Origin of the sequence: Pseudomonas veronii (genome assembly GCF_002028325.1) — a bacterium.
Lineage (GTDB): Bacteria > Pseudomonadota > Gammaproteobacteria > Pseudomonadales > Pseudomonadaceae > Aquipseudomonas > Aquipseudomonas veronii.
The window spans coordinates 5,799,043-5,818,844 of record NZ_CP018420.1 but is presented as its reverse complement, the minus strand read 5'-3'; the positions used below and the strand labels follow the sequence as shown (position 1 = coordinate 5,818,844).

The window sequence follows — 19,802 nt, the reverse complement described above, 5'->3', positions numbered from 1 at the left end:
CCATGCCTCGATTTTGCTTTTGCCAAGGAAGCCGTTATGCCGGATGCGATGCCTCTCAGCGCAGGATTCATGGTGGTTCACGGTAACCGCCTGGACGAACTGCGCAGCCTGGTGGTCAGTTGGATGCGCCGTTATCCCCTGGCCCCTCTGGAAAATGAAATCGCCCTGGTCCAGAGCAACGGCATCGCCCAATGGCTCAAGCTGGCCCTGGCCGAAGATCCGGAAGATGACGACATGGGCGGCTGCGGCATTGCTGCGGCGATCGACGTGCAACTGCCCGGCAGCTTCATGTGGCAGCTCTATCGCATGGTCCTGGGGCGCGACGAAATCCCGCCCAAATCCCTGCTCGATAAAGCCCCGCTGACCTGGCGTCTGATGCGCCTGCTCCCCGAGCTGATCAATCAACCGCACTTCGAGCCGCTGCAGCGCTTCCTCACGGACGACTCCGATCTGCGCAAACGCTACCAACTCGCCGAGCGATTGGCCGACCTGTTCGACCAATACCAGGTCTACCGCGCCGACTGGCTGGAAGATTGGGCCGCCGGCCGCCATCAACTGCGTAACGGCCGCGGCGAATCCAAACCCCTCGACCCCGCCAACTGCTGGCAAGCCGAGTTATGGCGCGCCCTATTGCTGGATGTGGGCGAAGCCGGCATGGCGCAAAGCCGTGCCGGTGTGCATCAGCGCTTTATCGAACGGATCAATAGCCTTGAGCAAGCGCCGCCAGGGCTGCCTTCCCGAGTGATTGTTTTCGGCATTTCCTCATTGCCCGCCCAAGCACTCGAAGCGCTCGCCGGCCTGGCGCGCTTCAGTCAGGTCCTGCTCTGCGTCCACAACCCCTGTCGCCACCATTGGTCCGACATCGTGGCCGACAAGGACTTGCTGCGTAACGAATACAAACGCCAGGCACGCAAAGCCGGCATGCCGGTCACCATCGACCCGCAAACCTTGCACCAGCATGCTCACCCGTTGCTCGCCGCCTGGGGCAAACAAGGTCGCGACTACATCAGCCTGCTCGACAGCTACGACGATCCCAACAGCTACCGCGCAGCCTTCCGCGACGGCCGCATCGACCTGTTCAGCGACGGCGAACCGACCACACTGCTCAACCAGCTCCAGGACGATATCCTCGAACTGCGCCCGCTCAACGAAACCCGCGACCTCTGGCCCGCCGTCGATCTGCAGCGCGATACCTCGATCCGCTTTCACATCGCCCACAGCGCCCAACGCGAAGTGGAAATCCTCCACGACCAATTGCTCCAACGCTTCAGCGCCGATCCGGCGTTGCGTCCCCGCGACATCATCGTCATGGTCCCCGACGTCGACAGTTACGCGCCGCACATTCGCGCGGTGTTCGGCCAGTTGGACCGCAATGATCCGCGCTTCATCCCCTTCACCCTCACCGACCAGGGCCAACGCGGCCGCGACCCGCTGTTGATCGCCGTCGAACACCTGCTCAAGCTCCCCGACAGCCGCTTCCCGGTCAGTGAAATCCTCGACCTGCTCGACGTCCCGGCCCTGCGCGAACGCTTCGCCATCAAGGAGCGCGACCTGCCGACGCTGCATCGCTGGATCGAAGGCGCCGGCATCCGCTGGGGCCTCAATGCCGAACAGCGCGCCGGTCTTGGCCTGCCCCACGAGCTGGAGCAAAACAGCTGGCGATTTGGTTTGCGCCGTATGCTGCTCGGTTATGCCGTGGGCACGGGTGTCGCCTGTGACGGCATCGAGCCCTACGACGAAATCGGCGGCCTCGACGCCGCCTTGATCGGCCCGCTGGTCGCGTTACTCGACGCACTCAGCGACGCCCACCAAGCCTTGTCGCAACCTGCGGCTCCGCAAGAATGGGGCGAGCGCCTGCAACGCTTGATGCAGCTGTTTTTCCTGCCCAGCAGCGAACACGACGACTACCTGTTGGGCCAGCTCGAACAGCTCCGCGAAACCTGGCTGGAAACCTGCGAATCCGTCGGCCTGCAGGACGAGTTACCGCTCACCGTAGTCCGCGAAGCGTGGCTAGCCGGTCTCGACCAAGGGCGCCTGTCCCAGCGCTTCCTCGCCGGAGCTGTCAATTTCTGCACCCTGATGCCGATGCGCGCGATCCCGTTCAAGCTGGTCTGCCTGCTCGGCATGAATGACGGTGACTACCCACGCGCCCAACCACCGCTGGATTTCGACCTGATGGGCAGCGACTATCGCCCCGGCGACCGCTCACGCCGCGAAGACGACCGCTACCTGCTGCTTGAAGCCCTGTTGTCAGCCCGCGACCAGCTCTACATCAGCTGGGTCGGCCGCAGCATTCGCGACAACAGCGAGCGCCCGGCATCGGTATTGATCGGCCAACTGCGTGATCATCTCGCCAGCGGCTGGCAGTCAAGCCAAAGCGACGCACCGCTGCTTGACGCGATGACCCAGGAACACCCGCTCCAACCCTTCAGCGCGCGCTATTTCCACGCCGGCGACCCGCTGTTCAGCTACGCCCGCGAATGGCAGTTGTTGCACGAAGTCACGGATGCGCCGCCAGACAACACCGAACTGGCGGCCCATCGACAGGAAGAACCCCTGAGCCTCGGCCAGTTGCAGGACTTCCTGCGCAACCCGGTCAAACACTTCTTCAGCCAGCGTCTGAAAGTATTCTTCGAGGCTGCCGAAGTGCCGCTGGCCGATGAGGAACCCTTTGTCCTCGACGCCCTGCAACGCTACAGCCTGAGCGACAGCCTGCTGAACGCCGCGCTGAGCCAGCCCGATCATGTCGACCAGGCGCTCACCGCCCAGGCCCGTCGCCTGCAAGGCAGCGGCCTGCTGCCGATGGTTGGTTTCGGCGAGTGTCTGCGCAACGAACTGATCGAGCCCTTGCCCGGCCTGCTGCAACGCTATCAACAACTGCTGGCCCTCTGGCCCACTCCGCACATCGGCGCGGAACCGATCAGTTTCGAGCATCAAGGCATTCAGCTCGAAGGCTGGATCAGCGGCCTGCATCGGCGCAGTGATGGCGGATTGTTGAGCGTCACCACCATCCCCAACAGCATCGGCTCGATCAAGACCCGCAAGTGGCATCGGCTGATTCGCCCGTGGGTCAACCACTTGGTGGCCTGTGCCTGCGGCCTGCCGTTGAGTACCGCGCTGGTGGCCAGCGACGACACCTTGTTGCTGGCCCCGTTGGAACCCTCCAGCGCCCAGGACATCCTCGGCGACCTGCTGCTGGCCTGGCACGTCGGCATGGCCAAACCGCTGCCCGTCGCGGTTAAAACTGCGTTCGCCTGGCTCGGTCAGACCGACCCGGCCAAAGCTGCGGCGGCCGCGAGCAAAGCCTACGAAGGTGATGGCATCAACACTGATGGCGAGCGCCGCGAAACCCCCGCGCTGACCCGGCAATTCCCCGACTATGCGGCCCTGGTGGCCAGCGAAGCATTCGAAGGCTGGTGCGAAACCTTGTACCGGCCCCTGATCAACGCCGCCTGGCGATCACTCACTGGCGAGGAGGCCGGCGCATGAGCAGTAAACCCTTGGCCCTGGCCTTCCCGCTCAAAGGCAGCCAGCTGATTGAAGCCAGCGCCGGCACCGGCAAGACCTTCACCATTTCCGCCCTGTACCTGCGCCTGGTGCTCGGCCACGGTGGCGATGACGCCGGCTTCGGCCGCGAACTGCTGCCGCCGCAGATCCTCGTGGTGACCTTCACCGACGCCGCCACCAAGGAACTGCGCGAACGCATCCGCATCCGCCTGGCCGAAGCCGCGCGGTTCTTTCGCGATGAGATCCAACAGCCCGACGCCCTGATCGCCGAACTGCGCGATCAATACCCGCCTGCGCAATGGCCGGCCTGTGCCAACCGTCTGGACATCGCCGCGCAATGGATGGACGAAGCCGCCGTTTCGACCATCCACAGTTGGTGCCAGCGCATGCTGCGCGAACACGCCTTTGACAGCGGCAGCCTGTTCACCCAGACCCTGGAAACCGACCACAGCGACCTGCTCGGCGAAGTGCTACGCGACTACTGGCGGCTGTTTTGCTACCCGATGCACGACGATGCGCTCAACTGGGTGCGCAACAACTGGGGTGGCCCGGCCGCGCTGATGCCACGGGTGCGTGCGCTGTTCGGCAGCGAACGGCCCAGCGGCGAAAGCCGCGAGCCGGCCGAGTTGATCGCTGCGTGCCTGCAAGAACGCCGCGCCGCCCTGGTCGCCCTCAAGGCGCCGTGGCAGCAATGGGCCGACGAGTTGCGCGAGATCTGCCTGCAAGCCGTCGCCGCCAAAGCCGTCGATGGGCGCAAGATGCAAGCGCGTTACTTCGAACCCTGGTTCGAAAAGATCAGCGCCTGGGCCGCGGACGAATCCCTCGAACAACTGGACATCGGCACCGGCTTCACCCGCCTGACCCCGGACGGCATGGCCGAAGCCTGGAAGGGCGAGCCGCCGCACCACCCGGGCATCGACGCCATGGCCAGCCTCAAGGCCAGCCTGGATGCGCTGCCCACCCCCGACGCCGCCGTGTTGCAACACGCCGCCGCGTGGGTCGGCAAACGCTTCGAAGATGAAAAACGCCGGCGCGCCGAAATGGGCTTCGACGACATGCTGATCCGCCTCAACGCCGCCCTGCAAAGCGACGGCGGCGAGCGTCTGGCGAGCGTGATCCGCGAACAGTTCCCGGTCGCCCTGATCGACGAGTTCCAGGACACCGACCCGGTGCAATACAGCATCTTCGACAGCATCTACCGCATCGAAGAAAACCACCTCGACAGCGGCCTGTTCCTGATCGGCGACCCCAAGCAGGCGATCTACGCCTTCCGTGGCGCCGACATCTACACCTACCTGCGCGCGCGCCAATCCACCACCGGCCGGCATCACACCCTGGGCACCAACTTCCGCTCCAGCCACGCGATGGTCGAGGCGGTCAACCATGTGTTCCAGCGTGCGGAAACCGGGCGTGGCGCGTTTCTGTTCCGTAAGCCGAGTGGCGAAAACCCGGTGCCGTTCCAGCCGGTGCTGTCCCAAGGCCGCAAGGAGCAACTGCAGGTCGAGGGTCAGACGCTGCCCGCGCTGAACCTCTGGCACCTGCCCACCGATCAGCCGATTTCCAACGCGGTTTATCGCCAGCAACTGGCGGCTGCCTGCGCCACACAGATTGTCGAATTGCTCAACGGCGGGCAGCAAGGCCGCGCTGGTTTCCTACACGCCGACGGTAGCTTCGATGGCGTGTTGCCGTCGGACATCGCCATCCTCGTGCGCGACGGTAAGGAAGCCCAAGCCGTGCGCGGTGAGTTGGCCGCCCGTGGCGTGCGCAGCGTGTACCTGTCGGACAAGGACTCGGTGTTCGCCGCCCAAGAGGCGCACGACCTGCTGGCCTGGCTCAAGGCCTGTGCCGAACCGGACGTCGAACGCCCGCTGCGCGCCGCGCTGGCTTGCGTCACCTTGAACCTGTCACTGCCGGAACTTGAGCGTCTGAACCAGGACGAACTGGCGTGGGAAAGCCGTGTGATGCAGTTCCGTGGCTACCGCGCGATCTGGCGCAGCCAAGGCGTGCTGCCGATGCTGCGTCGCCTGCTTCACGACTTCAAACTGCCGCAAACCCTGATCGCCCGCAGCGATGGCGAGCGCGTGCTGACCAACCTGTTGCACCTCAGCGAACTGCTGCAACAGGCGGCCTCCGAACTGGACGGCGAACAGGCCTTGATCCGCCACCTGGCCGAACACCTCGCGCTGTCGGGGCAGGCCGGTGAAGAACAGATCCTGCGCCTGGAAAGCGACGAGCAACTGGTCAAGGTGGTGACCATCCACAAATCCAAGGGCCTGGAATACGACCTGGTGTTCCTGCCCTTCATCTGCTCGGCCAAACCGGTGGATGGCAGCCGCTTGCCGCTGCATTACCACGATGCCAACGGCAAGTCGCAGGTTAGCTTGCGCCCGACCACCGAGTTGATCGCCCAGGCCGATGACGAGCGCTTGGCGGAAGACCTGCGTCTGTTCTACGTCGCCCTGACCCGCGCCAAACATGCGTGCTGGCTGGGCATTGCCGACCTCAAGCGCGGCAACAACAGCAGCTCGGTGCTGCACCTGTCGGCGCTGGGCTATTTGCTCGGCGCCGGCGCCGCGTTGGCGGAGTCCGCCGGCCTGGCGCGCTGGTTGCTGGACCTGCAGGCAGGCTGTGCCGCCGTGCATTACGCGCCGATGCCCGAAGCCCACGCCAGCGTCTTCCACCCGCCGCGTAACGAAGCCACGCTGCTCGCGCCCTTGCTGCCCAAACGCAAGGCTGCGGAAAACTGGTGGATCGCGTCCTACAGCGCCTTGCGCATCGGCGACAGCATGAGCGCCGCCAACCTTGAAGCGCCGGAAAGCCCGCAAGCCCAGAAGCTGTTCGACGACGAACGCCTCGACCCTGACGCACCGCGTGAAGCGGCTGCGTCCGGCAGCGATATTCACCGTTTCCCACGCGGCCCTAACCCCGGCACCTTCCTCCATGGCCTGCTGGAGTGGGCGGGCGAAGACGGCTTCGACGTGACCCCGCAGGCTATCGAAAAGGCCGTGGGCGCGCGCTGCAACCGCCGCAACTGGGAAGGCTGGATCATCACCCTCAGCGGTTGGCTCGGCCATCTGCTGCAAACACCGCTGCCGCTGGACAACGATCAGGTCACGCTCAGCGGCCTGCAGCACTACCAGATCGAAATGGAGTTCTGGTTCGCCAGCCATAGAGTCGACGTGCTCGCCCTCGACAAGCTGGTGTGCCAGTACACCCACAACGGCGTCTCCCGCGTCGCAGCGGAACCGGTGTTGCTCAACGGCATGTTCAAAGGCTTCATCGACCTGACCTTCGAGCACGACGGCCGTTACTACGTGGCCGACTACAAATCCAACTGGCTCGGCCCCGATGATTCGGCCTACACCCAGGACGCCATGGAACAGTCGATCCTTGAGCATCGGTACGACCTGCAATACGTGCTTTACCTGCTGGCCCTGCATCGCCAACTCAAGGCGCGCCTGCCGGATTACGACTACGACCGCCATGTCGGCGGCGCGCTCTATCTGTTCCTGCGCGGCACTCGGGCCGCCAGCCAGGGGGCGTACTTCACGCGGCCGCCACGGGCGCTGATCGAGAGCCTGGACCTGATGTTCCAAGGCCAATCGTTACCGCCCAGGGCTGAGCCCGCCTGGGAACAAGGAGTGTTGCTATGAGCCTGTCGCCGTTACCGCTGGAGGCACTGATGCCCCTCAGCCGCGCCGCCGATCTGGTGCAACTGTTCGAACGTTGGGTCGAGCGTGGCTGGCTGCGCGCGCTGGATAAGGCGTTCGTCGGCTTTCTGCACGAACTCGACCCGCAGGCCGACCCCTTGGTGTTGCTGGCCGCGGCCCTGACCAGCCATCAACTGGGCCACGGCCATGTGTGCCTGGACCTGTTCGAGACCCTCAAAGCACCGGATTTCGCCCTGTCCCTGCCGCCGGAAGGCGACCTGCAAACCGGCACCATGCTGCTGCCGTCGCAACTGCTCGCGGGCCTGGACGGCGCGCATTGGTGCCACGCCCTGGCCGCCAGCCCCTTGGTCGCGTTGGCCGTCGACGGCAGCGAGGCCGCACAAAGTCGCCCGTTGGTGCTGTCTGGCAAACGCTTGTACCTGCGCCGCTATTGGACCTACGAACGACGCATCGACACGGCCTTGCGCCTGCGCCTGGCCACAGCAGAAAGCCTCGCCGCCGATCTGCCCCAGCGCCTGAACGGCCTGTTCGACCAAGCGCCGCCCGATGGCGTGATCGACTGGCAGAAACTCGCCTGCGCCCTGGCCACTCGCGGGGCGTTCAGTATCGTCACCGGCGGCCCCGGCACCGGCAAGACCACCACCGTGGTGCGCTTGCTCGCGCTGTTGCAGGCGCCGGCCGTGGAAGCCGGCAGCCCGTTGCGCATTCGTCTGGCGGCGCCCACCGGTAAAGCCGCCGCACGGCTTACCGAGTCCATCAGCCAGCAAGTGCTGTCGTTGAATGTGCCTGACGACGTGCGGGAAAAAATCCCGACCCAGGTCACCACCGTCCACCGCCTGCTCGGCAGCCGCCCGGGCACCCGCCACTTCCGTCATCACCTGGGCAATCCATTGCCGCTGGATGTGCTGGTGGTGGATGAAGCCTCGATGATCGACCTGGAAATGATGGCCAACCTGCTTGATGCCTTGCCGCCCCACGCACGCTTGGTGCTGCTGGGCGACAAGGACCAACTCGCCTCGGTCGAGGCTGGCGCCGTACTCGGCGACCTGTGCCGCGACGCCGAGGCCGGCTGGTACAGCGCCGACACCCGCCGATGGCTGCAAGCGGTCAGCGGTGAAGACCTGGGCAACAGCGGCCTGCAGGAAGACCGCGACGGCAGCCATCCGCTGGCCCAGCAAGTGGTGATGCTGCGCTACTCGCGGCGCTTCGGCGAAGGCAGCGGCATCGGCCAACTGGCGCGTTGGGTCAACCAGCAGAACGCCGAAGAAGCCCGACGGTTACTGGCCGCGGGCAGCCACCGCGACTTGTTCTGCGTCAGCCTCAAGGGCGAACACGACCACGCATTGGAACGCCTGGTGCTGGACGGGCCGGGCGATGGCGCCGAGGGCTACCGTGCCTACCTGAACCTGCTGCACGCCGCGCGCCCGTCTCTCGACACCCCGCGTGACGACCCCGCCTGGACCCATTGGGCGCAACAACTGCTGCACGCCTTCGACGCCTTCCAACTGCTCTGCGCCGTGCGCAAGGGCCCTTGGGGCGTGGAAGGGCTGAACCTGCGCATCACCGCCGCCTTGCGCAAAGCGCGGCTGATCGACGGCGACGAGCAGTGGTACGAAGGCCGCCCGGTGCTGATGACCCGCAACGATTACGGACTGGGCCTGATGAACGGCGACATCGGCATCGCCCTGAAATTGCCCGAAAGCGCCGGCGGCCCCCACGTGTTGCGCGTGGCCTTCCCGCGTAACGACGGCCAGGGCGGCGTGCGCTTTGTGCTGCCCAGCCGGCTCAACGATGTGGAAACCGTGTACGCCATGACCGTGCACAAATCCCAGGGCTCCGAGTTCACCCACACCGCGTTGATCCTGCCGGACGCGCTGAACCCGGTGCTCACCAAAGAACTGATCTACACCGGCATCACCCGCGCCAAGCGCTGGTTCAGCCTGATCGAGCCACGCGGCGGGGTGTTCGAAGAAGCCGTGCGGCGCAAGGTCAAGCGCTTGAGCGGGTTGATGCTGGAGTTGGGGCATGAGCCCGGGAAACCTGACTGATCGGTCATTTGGTATTTCGGATTTGAGTGTCATATTTTTCTGAAAAAATAGCGGGACCCTTCGAGGCGTAGCCTCGCGGGGCTTTCCGCCGCTGTGCTATCGTTGCGGCATCACCCCTCGTTGACACCTGAGAGAATCGCTGCATGAACGTGGCTGTCTCGTCCACAGAGCATCGCTTGAGCTGGAGACGCATGTTACTGGTGGCCGTGCTGTGCCTGCTCGCGCCGCGTGCTTTTGCCCAGACGGCCAGCCCCGTGGGCATGGCCGACTCCCGTGCCCAGGCGGTGACCCAGGTGGTGCTGGGTATCCTCAGTTATGCGCGCTGGCCGGTGGAACCGGCGCAACTGCGCCTGTGCGTCGTCGGGCCGACCCAATACACCGACGACCTGGTCAAAGGCACCACCCAAGCCACCGGTCGCCCGGTGGTGGTGCAGCGCCTGCTGGCCGACAACCCCGATATCGTCAATGCCTGCGACGCTGTGTACATCGGCGAACTCAATACTGATGAGCGCAGCCGCTTGTTTGCGTCATTGATGGGCCACCCGGTGCTGAGCATCAGCGAAGGCGGCGACCAATGCACCGTCGGCAGTCTGTTCTGCCTGCGGGTGGGCGATGAGCAGGTGTCGTTCGAGGTCAACCTCGACTCCGTGGCCCGCAGCGGCGTGCGTATTCACCCCAGCGTGTTGCAGCTGTCGCGCCGTCGAGCGCCTGCGTCATGAGATGGACGAAAGCGCAACCGACCCTGCGCTCGGTCATCGGCCGCGGGCACTTGATCCTGGCGTTGGTGGCGGTGACGCTGGCCAGTGTGTCCCTGACCTTGCTCGGGGTGCTGGCGCTGCGCGTGTATGCCGAGCACAACCTGCACCTGATCGCACGCTCCATCAATTACACCGTGGAAGCGGCGGTGGTGTTCAACGACCGTGCGGCGGCCACCGAAGCCCTCAGCCTGATCGCCTCCACCGAAGAAGTGGCCCAGGCCCAAGTCTTCGACGCCAACGGCCGGCTGCTGGCGCAGTGGCTGCGGCCGGACACCGGGATGTTGTCCCGGGTCGAGCTGCAACTGGCTCATTCGCTGCTCGAACAGCCGATCAGCCAGCCGATCGTTCACCAGGGGCGCACCATCGGCAGCATTCACCTGACCGGTCACGGCGGCAGCCTGTTGCGCTTTTTGCTCAGCGGCCTGGCCGGGATTCTGATCTGCACCGTCCTCAGCGCCTGGGTCGCCGTGCATTTGGCGCGGCGCCTGTTGCAGGGGATTACCGGGCCGTTGCATAGCCTCGCGGCGGTGGCCCACGCCGCGCGCATCGAGCGCGACTTCGACCGCCGCGTGCCACGGGCACAAATCGCCGAACTCGACAGCCTGGGCAACGACTTCAATGCCCTGCTGGAAGAAATGCAAGCCTGGCAAAACCACCTGCAAAGCGAAAACGAAAGCCTTGCCCACCAGGCCAATCACGACAGCCTGACCGGCCTGCCCAACCGCGCGTTCTTCGAAGGCCGCCTGATCCGTGCCCTGCGCAGCGCCGCCAAGGCCAACGAGCGGGTGGCGGTGCTGTTTCTCGACAGTGACCGCTTCAAAGACATCAACGACAACTTCGGTCACGCCGCCGGCGATGCGGTGCTGGTGGCGGTTGCCACGCGCGTGCGCGCGCAATTGCGCGAAGACGACCTGGTGGCACGCCTGGGCGGCGACGAGTTCGCCATCCTGCTCTCGCCGCTGCACAAACTAGAAGATGCCCAGCGCATCGCCGACAAGATCATTGCCAGCATGGACATACCGATCCCGGTGCCGGGCGACACCCACGTGTTGACCTCCCTGAGTATCGGCATCGCCATCTACCCCGATCATGGCGTCACCCCCGGCGCCCTGCTCAACGCCGCCGATGCGGCGATGTACCAGGCCAAACGGTTGTCACTGGGCGGCCAGCAAACGGCGGAGGCGGAGCTCCCCGTCGTCAACGTTCACCACAGGAGTTGATCCCTTGTTCTCGACTGCACGCGTTGTGTTTATCACCTTATTTGTGGCCCTGCTGGCCCTGAGCGGCTGCCAGACACCCCCTCCCAAAGGCCTGAGCCCGGCGCAAGTCGCCGTCCTCAAGCAACAAGGCTTCGAACTGACCGACGACGGCTGGGCGTTCGGCCTGTCGGGCAAAGTGCTGTTCGGCAGCGACGTCGAAAGCCTCAACGCCCCCAGCACGGTCATTGTCGAGCGCATCGGCAAGGCATTGCTGGGCGTGGGCATCGACCGCGTGCGGGTAGACGGCCACACCGACGCCTCGGGCAAAGAGAGCTATAACCAGCAACTGTCCCTGCGCCGCGCCAAAAGCGTGGCCACGGTGCTGACCCGCGTGGGGATGAAGGAGGAAAATATCCAACTGCGCGGCCTGGGCAGCAGCCAGCCGGTGGCCGCCAACGACACCGCCGCAGGGCGCACCGAGAATCGGCGGGTGTCGATTGTGGTAAGTACCGACTAAGCGACTTCGCCCATTCCAATGCGTGAAATGCAATCAAATGTGGGAGGGGGCTTGCCCCCGATAGCGGTGTGTCAGTCAGCATGCATCTGTCTGACCGACCGCTATCGGGGGCAAGCCCCCTCCCACATTTGTACAGTGTTCGCTTAACTGCTCGGCGTCAGCGCCTGCGTCAAGTCATCCACCACCGCCTTGCCCATCTCACACAGATAATGCGCCGCCCAGGCGTATTGCTCGCCGCGCACATCCATGGCGGCTTCCATCGCGAGTTTCTTGGCGTAGTAAAGCAGGGTAGAGGCGTGTTCCAGCGCTTCGCCGAGCGGCATGCCCGCGTTGACGCGGAACAGTGGTTTTTCGTTTTCGCCGTAGTCGCCGAAGGTGACGACGCCGAGGGTGGTGAAGGCAGAAAGCGGTGGATCGGGGACGATTTTGGTCATGATCTATACCTGGGAGTTTTAGGAACCACCCATTCATGTCGCTAAACATGAAAGGGTGGCAGCTGTACGCAGGTTAGCGAACCGGACCCAGGACCCGGCAGACCCGAAGATCTCCCACGCACAGCCGCCATAACACGAGAACGAAGAGCACAAAGCTCCTGCCGTTGGGGGCTGTGTCCGGGTTCGGGTCGCTAAACCCGTTCGCTGATTTCAGCGAAGTACGGAGGCTAGTGACTCGAACCCTAAGGCGCAATAGGGTGGAGATTCTCTAGGAATCGTCCTGCAATTTAAAGCGAATCGTCGTTGCTGGCCCTTTAATCCGCAAACCGCATCTCCCGCGTCTCCCCCATCAACAACCCCCGATTCTGCTCCGTCACTTCCCTGATGTAGTCCCACAACAACGTAATCCGTTTCAACTTCCTCAAGTCCTCCCGGCAATACATCCAAAACTGCCGCGTAACCGCAATCTGCTCCCCGAGCACCGGCAGTAACCGTGGATCCTGCGCCGCCAAAAAGCACGGCAGAATCGCCATCGACCGTCCTTGCTGCGCCGCCACGTACTGCGCGATCACGCTGGTGCTGCGCAGGCTGGCGCTGGCGCCGGGGACTACGTTGGCCAGGTACAACAGCTCCGAGCTGAAGGCCAGGTCGTCGACGTAGCTGATGAACGGATGCTCGGCCAGATCCGTCGGGCGGTGGATGGGTGGGTGTTGGTCGAGGTAGTCCTGGGTCGCGTACAGCTGCAACTTGTAGTCGCACAGTTTGCAGCACACATACGGCCCGTGTTCCGGGCGTTCCAGGGCGATGACGATGTCGGCTTCGCGCTTGGACAGGCTGATGAAGTGGGGCAGGGGCAGGATGTCGACCGAGATCGCCGGGTAGGTGTCGACGAAGTGGCTCAACTGCGGGGTGACGAAGAAGCTGCCGAAGCCTTCGGTGCAGCCCATGCGGACATGCCCGGACAGCGCCACGCCGGAGCCGGAGACTTGTTCGCAGGCCATGTGCAAGGTGCTTTCGATGGATTCGGCGTAGCCGAGCAAGCGCTGGCCTTCGTTGGTGAGGACGAAACCGCTGGTCCGGGATTTTTCGAACAGCAGGGTGCCGAGTGATACTTCCAGTGAACTGATGCGCCGCGACACGGTGGTGTAGTCCACCGCCAGCCGCTTGGCGGCGACGCTGGCCTTGCGGGTGCGGGCCACTTCGAGGAAAAACTTCAGGTCGTCCCAGTTCAGGGAACCCAGTGATGTGATGTTTTTTTGCATATTGGACCGGCTTTTATGTGCGTTCTTATTAGAAGTTTGCACATCTATACTCCAAAAACAGTCCGAACGCCTCATCCTCAAGGCGATTCAACGCCTTGGTTCTCTGCCTATAAATACAAATTGGAGACCACATGAACGCATCTGCCGATATTTCCGTGCAACAGGTCAAGTTGTTGATCAACGGTGAATGGGTCGAGTCCAAGACCACCCACTGGCAAGACATCGTCAACCCGGCGACCCAGCAAGTGCTGGCCAAAGTCCCGTTTGCCACCGCTGAAGAAGTCAACGCTGCCATCGACGCCGCCCATCGTGCCTTCCAGACCTGGAAGCTGACCCCGATCGGCGCACGCATGCGTATCATGCTCAAGCTGCAAGCCTTGATCCGCGAGCACTCCAAGCGCATCGCCGTGGTCCTCAGCGCCGAGCAGGGCAAGACCATTGCCGATGCCGAGGGCGATATTTTCCGTGGCCTGGAAGTGGTGGAGCACGCCTGCTCCATCGGCACCCTGCAAATGGGCGAGTTCGCTGAAAACGTCGCCGGCGGTGTCGATACCTACACCCTGCGCCAACCCATCGGCGTGTGCGCCGGGATTACTCCGTTCAACTTCCCGGCGATGATTCCGCTGTGGATGTTCCCGATGGCGATTGCCTGCGGTAACACCTTCGTCCTCAAGCCTTCCGAGCAAGACCCGCTGTCCACGATGCTGCTGGTGGAGCTGGCGCTGGAAGCCGGTGTGCCGGCCGGCGTGCTCAACGTGGTACACGGCGGCAAGGACGTGGTGGATGCGCTCTGCACGCATAAAGACATCAAGGCCGTGTCGTTCGTCGGTTCGACCGCCGTGGGCACCCATGTGTACGACCTGGCCGGCAAACACGGCAAGCGCGTGCAATCGATGATGGGTGCCAAGAACCATGCGGTGGTGCTGCCGGATGCCAACCGCGAACACACCCTCAACGCCCTGGTCGGTGCCGGTTTCGGCGCGGCGGGCCAGCGTTGCATGGCCACTTCGGTGGTGGTGCTGGTGGGCGCTTCCAAGCAATGGCTGCCCGATCTGAAGGCGCTGGCGCAGAAGCTCAAGGTCAATGCCGGCAGCGAAGCGGGCACGGATGTCGGCCCGGTGATTTCCAAGCGTGCCAAGGCGCGCATCCTGGAACTGATCGAAAGCGGCGTGAAAGAAGGCGCCAAGCTGGAGCTGGACGGGCGTGACGTCCAGGTGCCGGGCCTCGAGCAAGGCAACTTCGTCGGCCCGACGCTGTTCTCGGGCGTGACCACCGACATGCAGATCTACACCCAGGAAATCTTCGGCCCGGTGCTGGTGGTGCTGGAAGTCGACACCCTCGATGAGGCCATCGCGCTGGTCAACGCCAACCCGTTCGGCAACGGCACCGGCCTGTTCACCCAGAGCGGGGCGGCGGCGCGTAAGTTCCAGAGCGAAATCGACGTCGGCCAGGTCGGCATCAATATCCCGATCCCGGTGCCGGTGCCGTTCTTCAGCTTCACCGGTTCGCGCGGTTCCAAGCTCGGCGACCTCGGCCCGTATGGCAAGCAAGTGGTGCAGTTCTACACTCAGACCAAAACCGTCACCAGCCGCTGGTTCGATGACGACACGGTCAACGATGGCGTCAACACCACCATCAACCTGCGCTGATTCCGGGAGACGAGCATGAAGATTGCATTTATCGGCTTGGGCAACATGGGCGCGCCCATGGCCCGCAACCTGATCAAGGCCGGCCACGCGTTGAACCTGTTCGACCTGAACCAGGCGGTACTCAAGGAACTGGCCGAACTGGGCGGCAGCATCAGCGGTTCACCGCGCGATGCGGCCACCGGCGCCGAGTTGGTGATTACCATGCTGCCGGCCGCTGCCCATGTGCGCAGTGTCTGGCTGGGTGAAGACGGCGTTTTGGCCGGTATCGGCCAAGGCGTGCCGGCGGTGGATTGCAGCACCATCGACCCGCAGACCATCCGCGATGTCGCGGCGGCGGCGGCCAAGCAAGGCGTGGCCGTCGCCGATGCGCCGGTCTCCGGTGGCACTGGCGGCGCGCAAGCCGGGACGCTGACCTTCATGGTCGGCGCCAGCGCGGACTTGTTCGCCACCCTGCAACCGGTGCTGGCGCAGATGGGCCGCAACATTGTGCGTTGCGGCGACGTCGGCACCGGCCAGATCGCCAAGATCTGCAACAACCTGCTGCTGGGCATCAGCATGGTCGGCGTCAGCGAAGCGATGGCCCTGGGCGATGCGCTGGGCATCGACACTCAGGTGCTGGCTGGCATCATCAACAGCTCCACCGGGCGCTGCTGGAGTTCCGACACGTACAACCCGTGGCCGGGCGTGATCGAAACCGCGCCGTCATCGCGGGGTTATACCGGTGGTTTCGGTGCCGACCTGATGCTCAAGGACCTGGGGCTGGCCACCGAAGCTGCGCGCCAGGCGCACCAGCCGGTGATCCTCGGCGCTGTGGCCCAGCAGTTGTATCAATCGATGAGCCAGCGCGGGGAAGGGGGCAAGGACTTCTCGGCGATCATCAACAGCTACCGCAAGCCCAAATAGATACCGCCTGTGGCGAGGGCGCTTGCTCCCTCGCCACTATTTATTGCGGTTCAGGCAAACACAAAATACTTACGCACCGTCTCGACCACTTCCCACGTCCCCTTCATCCCCGGCTCCACCACAAAGATATCCCCCGCGCGCAAGTGGATCGGCTCCAGGCCTTCTGGGGTGATCACGCAGTAGCCTTCCTGGAAATGGCAGTATTCCCACTTGACGTATTCCACGTACCACTTGCCCGGTGTGCAGATCCAGGTGCCCATGATCTTGCTGCCGTCTTCGCTGGTGTAGGCGTTGAGGTTGACGGTGTGCGGGTCGCCTTCGAGCTTTTCCCATTTGCAGGCATCCAGGACCGGCAAGGGGTGGGTGTCGCGCAGTACGGTGATGGGCTTGGACATGATGACTCCGAGGCAAGTGAACGAGAGTCGAACCCTATAGCGTCGCAGGCAGGGTCAATGGTCTGAACTCGACATCGGGATGCCCAGAAGCGCAGGCGAGTACCACTGCTCAGGCCATGTGCAGTTAATGTGGGAGGGGGCTTGCCCCCGATGGCTGCGGATCAGCTAGCACATGTGTCAACTGACACACTGCTATCGGGGGCAAGCCCCCTCCCACATTGGGCTCGGGTGGACGCTTCAGCGTAGCTTGACGATATTTCTGAGCGTCAATGAGTCACTTCTTCGCATTAAGTGCGAAAGATTTCCCGCTTGTCGCAGGAATTCGCAAGAAAATTCACGGCTGGCCCTCGTATCATTCACTTCAGTCACGACCGAGAGCCTTGATATGAACCCAATAAAAACGTGGTGGGACATCAGCCCGCCCTTGAGTACGGCGACCCCGACCTGGCCGGGGGATACGCCGTTCCAGGAAGAGCGCGTGTGGCAGTTCGGCCCGGAGTGCCCGGTGAATGTCGGGCGCGTTACCTTGTCGCCGCACACCGGCGCCCATGTCGATGCGCCGCTGCATTACAGCGCGGACGGCGCGCCGATCGGCGAGGTGTCGCTGGACGTGTACATGGGCCCGTGCCGTGTGTTGCATTGCCTGGACAGCGGCGCGCTGGTGCAGCCGCAGCAGTTGCAAGGACGTGTGGATAACTTGCCGGAACGTGTGTTGCTGCGCACTTATCCACAGGCGCCGCTGACCGAATGGGATGCGAACTTCACCGCCATCGCCCCGCAGACCATCGAGCTGCTCGCCAGCCTGGGCGTGCGCCTGATTGGTATCGACACGCCGTCCCTGGACCCGCAACAGTCCAAGACCATGGATGCCCACAACGCCGTGGCCCGCCATGGCATGGCAATACTCGAAGGCATCGTGCTCGATGACGTGCCGGAGGGCGACTATGAACTGATCGCCCTGCCGTTGCGGTTTGCCCACCTCGATGCCAGCCCTGTCCGCGCAATCCTGCGCCCGCTTGTGGAGCCCGCACGATGAGCCAATGTCCCTTCTCAGAGGATTACCAGCCGCCGGAAGAATGGCATAACGCCGAGCTGAATTTTTCCGAGTCCATGAGCTACGGCGACTACCTGGACCTGGGCAAAGTCCTCAGCGCCCAGCACCCGCTGTCGCCGGACCACAACGAGATGCTCTTTATCATCCAGCACCAGACCTCCGAGCTGTGGATGAAACTGATGCTCCACGAACTCAAGGCCGCCCGTGAACACCTGCGCCTGGGCGAGTTGCCGCCGGCGTTCAAGATGCTGGCGCGGGTCTCGCGGATCTTCGATCAACTGGTACACGCCTGGGCGGTGCTGGCGACCATGACCCCGTCGGAGTACAAGGCGATTCGCCCGTTCCTCGGCCAATCGTCCGGGTTCCAGTCGTTCCAGTACCGTGAGATTGAATTCATCCTCGGCAACAAAAGCCCGGCGCTGTTGCGGCCCCACGCCCATCGCCCGCAATTGTTGCAAGAACTGCAGGTGGCGATTGCCACGCCGTCGCTGTACGACGAGGCGATCAACCTGATGGTCAAGGCCGGCCTGACGATCGACCCGCAACGCGCCGAACGCGACCCGACGGCGGCGACGGTTCACGATGCCTCCGTGGAAGCGGCGTGGCGCGAGGTCTACCGTGACCCGAGCCGTTATTGGGACCTGTACCAGTTGGCCGAAAAGTTTATCGACCTGGAAGACTCCTTCCGCCAATGGCGCTTTCGCCATGTGACCACGGTGGAACGGATCATCGGCTTCCAGCCCGGCACCGGCGGCACCGAGGGCGTGGGTTACCTGCGCAAGATGCTCGACACGGTGCTGTTCCCCGAGCTGTGGCGAGTACGTTCCACGCTCTAAACAAAAAGCCCCGGATCACCGGGGCTTTTCATTTGGAATGCAATCAAAAATGTGGGAGGGGGCTTGCCCCCGATAGCGGTGTGACAGCCAACACATCCACTGACTGACACACCGCCATCGGGAGCAAGCTCCCTCCCACCTAGGTTATTGCGTCACTGCCACTTTCGCGTTTTTGATCCGCAAGCGGTAGGCAATGTAGATCACCCCCACCCAAACCGGCATCGCATACACCGAATCGCGAACGCCCGGAATCGCCAGCATCACGCTGATGATCATCAGCATGAACGCCAGGCACAGGTAGTTGCTGAACGGGAACCAGAAGGTCTTGAACGACGGCACCACGCCTTGCTCGGCCATGGCCTTGCGGAACTTGATGTGGGTCAGGCTGATCAGCGCCCAGTTGATCATCAGCGAGGCGACCACCAGCGCGAACAGCAACTCCAGCGCGCTGTGCGGCGCGACGTAGTTGACCACCACGCACAGCAGCGTCACCAGCGCCGAAATCGCCAGGGCCCGCAGCGGCACGCCTTGTTTGTTGAGTTTCATCAGCGCTTTCGGCGCGTCGCCTTGCTCGGCCAGGCCGAACAGCATGCGGCTGTTGCAGTACACGCCGCTGTTGTACACCGACAGCGCCGCGGTCAGCACCACGAAGTTGAGGATGTGCGCGGCGGTGTCGTTACCGATCAGCGAGAAGATCTGCACAAACGGGCTGCCGCTGTAGGCATCGCCCGACGCGCCGAGGGTTTGCAGCAGTTGATCCCACGGGTACAGCGAGAGCAGCACGGTCAGCGCGCCGACGTAGAAAACCAGGATGCGGTACACCACCTGGTTGATCGCTTTCGGGATCACTTTACGCGGCTCGCTGGCCTCGGCGGCGGTGATGCCTACCAACTCCAGGCCACCGAACGAGAACATGATGAACGCCATGGACATCAACAACCCCATGCCGCCATTGGGGAAGAAACCGCCGTGGCTCCACAGGTTACTGATCGACGCTTGCGGGCCGCCGGTGCCGCTGAACAACAGGTAGCAGCCGAGCACGATCATGCCGACAATCGCCACCACCTTGATGATCGCGAACCAGAACTCGGTCTCACCGAAGAACTTCACGTTCAGGGTGTTGATCAGGTTCACCGCGACAAAGAACACCAGCGCGCTGACCCAGGTCGGAATCTCCGGCCACCAGAACTGGATGTACTTGCCCACGGCCGTCAGTTCGGCCATGCCCACCAGCACGTAGAGTACCCAGTAGTTCCAGCCCGCCAGGAAGCCCGCGTAACCGCCCCAGTATTTGTGGGCAAAGTGGCTGAACGAACCGGCCACCGGCTCCTCGACGATCATCTCGCCGAGCTGGCGCATGATCAGGAACGCGATAAAACCGGCAATCGCGTAGCCGAGGATCATCGACGGCCCCGCCGACTTGAGCACGCCGGCCGAGCCGAGGAACAGCCCCGTACCGATCGCGCCGCCCAAGGCAATCAGCTGAATATGCCGGTTCTTCAGGCCACGCTTGAGGCCTACCGGGTTAACCATGTCATCCGCCATTAACATTCCCTTCTACTTGTTTTT

Annotated in this window: 14 protein-coding genes; 10 read left to right on the top strand and 4 right to left on the bottom strand. The window is 63.6% G+C overall.

Annotation, left to right across the window (positions count from 1 at the left end):
* Positions 1-36 precede the first annotated feature (36 nt).
* From recC to PverR02_RS26660, 6 genes are all read left to right on the top strand, one after another.
* Positions 37-3,489, top strand: a complete 3,453-nt coding sequence (gene recC / locus PverR02_RS26685; protein WP_079444699.1) for an exodeoxyribonuclease V subunit gamma — start codon at positions 37-39, stop codon at positions 3,487-3,489.
* Positions 3,486-7,160, top strand: coding sequence for an exodeoxyribonuclease V subunit beta (gene recB / locus PverR02_RS26680; RefSeq protein ID WP_079444698.1), 3,675 nt, complete (start codon positions 3,486-3,488; stop codon positions 7,158-7,160). The genes recC and recB overlap by 4 nt, the downstream gene beginning before the upstream one ends.
* Entirely contained in the window at positions 7,157-9,226 is a 2,070-nt protein-coding gene (gene recD, locus PverR02_RS26675) for an exodeoxyribonuclease V subunit alpha (RefSeq protein ID WP_079444697.1), read from the top strand. Before recB ends, recD begins: the two co-directional genes overlap by 4 nt.
* Before the next feature lie 143 nt (positions 9,227-9,369).
* The gene (locus tag PverR02_RS26670; protein WP_046382063.1) at positions 9,370-9,945 is read left to right on the top strand and encodes a YfiR family protein; all 576 of its coding nucleotides are present in this window, start codon (positions 9,370-9,372) and stop codon (positions 9,943-9,945) included.
* The gene (locus tag PverR02_RS26665; RefSeq protein WP_017849490.1) at positions 9,942-11,204 is read left to right on the top strand and encodes a diguanylate cyclase domain-containing protein; all 1,263 of its coding nucleotides are present in this window, start codon (positions 9,942-9,944) and stop codon (positions 11,202-11,204) included. Before PverR02_RS26670 ends, PverR02_RS26665 begins: the two co-directional genes overlap by 4 nt.
* Before the next feature lie 4 nt (positions 11,205-11,208).
* Positions 11,209-11,700, top strand: coding sequence for an OmpA family protein (locus PverR02_RS26660; protein WP_079444696.1), 492 nt, complete (start codon positions 11,209-11,211; stop codon positions 11,698-11,700).
* A gap of 143 nt (positions 11,701-11,843) precedes the next feature.
* Here PverR02_RS26660 and PverR02_RS26655 read toward each other — a convergent pair whose 3' ends face one another.
* Together PverR02_RS26655 and PverR02_RS26650 are read right to left on the bottom strand one after the other, a co-directional pair.
* On the bottom strand, positions 11,844-12,134 hold the full coding sequence (locus tag PverR02_RS26655; RefSeq protein WP_017849488.1) for a DUF3077 domain-containing protein: 291 nt from the start codon (positions 12,132-12,134) through the stop codon (positions 11,844-11,846).
* 314 nt (positions 12,135-12,448) lie between these two features.
* Positions 12,449-13,396 carry a LysR family transcriptional regulator gene (locus PverR02_RS26650; RefSeq protein WP_046382067.1) on the bottom strand — a complete coding sequence of 316 codons (948 nt, stop codon included), beginning with the start codon at positions 13,394-13,396 and terminating at the stop codon, positions 12,449-12,451.
* 131 nt (positions 13,397-13,527) lie between these two features.
* On the opposite strand from PverR02_RS26650, the gene PverR02_RS26645 reads away from it, so the two are divergent.
* Both PverR02_RS26645 and mmsB read left to right on the top strand, forming a co-directional pair.
* On the top strand, positions 13,528-15,045 hold the full coding sequence (locus PverR02_RS26645) for a CoA-acylating methylmalonate-semialdehyde dehydrogenase (protein ID WP_079444695.1): 1,518 nt from the start codon (positions 13,528-13,530) through the stop codon (positions 15,043-15,045).
* A gap of 15 nt (positions 15,046-15,060) precedes the next feature.
* The gene (gene mmsB / locus PverR02_RS26640; RefSeq protein WP_017849480.1) at positions 15,061-15,948 is read left to right on the top strand and encodes a 3-hydroxyisobutyrate dehydrogenase; all 888 of its coding nucleotides are present in this window, start codon (positions 15,061-15,063) and stop codon (positions 15,946-15,948) included.
* A 50-nt stretch (positions 15,949-15,998) separates the two neighbouring features.
* Here mmsB and PverR02_RS26635 read toward each other — a convergent pair whose 3' ends face one another.
* Positions 15,999-16,343 carry a cupin domain-containing protein gene (locus PverR02_RS26635; protein ID WP_010566207.1) on the bottom strand — a complete coding sequence of 115 codons (345 nt, stop codon included), beginning with the start codon at positions 16,341-16,343 and terminating at the stop codon, positions 15,999-16,001.
* Between the two features lie 385 nt (positions 16,344-16,728).
* Here PverR02_RS26635 and kynB point away from each other — a divergent pair, with 385 nt between their 5' ends.
* Entirely contained in the window at positions 16,729-17,379 is a 651-nt protein-coding gene (gene kynB, locus PverR02_RS26630) for an arylformamidase (RefSeq protein WP_046382069.1), read from the top strand.
* Complete coding sequence (kynA, locus tag PverR02_RS26625; RefSeq protein ID WP_046488227.1) at positions 17,376-18,233, top strand: tryptophan 2,3-dioxygenase; 858 nt, start codon at positions 17,376-17,378, stop codon at positions 18,231-18,233. Before kynB ends, kynA begins: the two co-directional genes overlap by 4 nt.
* Positions 18,234-18,377: 144 nt before the next feature.
* Here the strand turns inward: kynA and PverR02_RS26620 are convergent, their stop codons facing one another.
* Complete coding sequence (locus PverR02_RS26620) at positions 18,378-19,778, bottom strand: amino acid permease (RefSeq protein ID WP_079444694.1); 1,401 nt, start codon at positions 19,776-19,778, stop codon at positions 18,378-18,380.
* Positions 19,779-19,802: the final 24 nt, after the last annotated feature.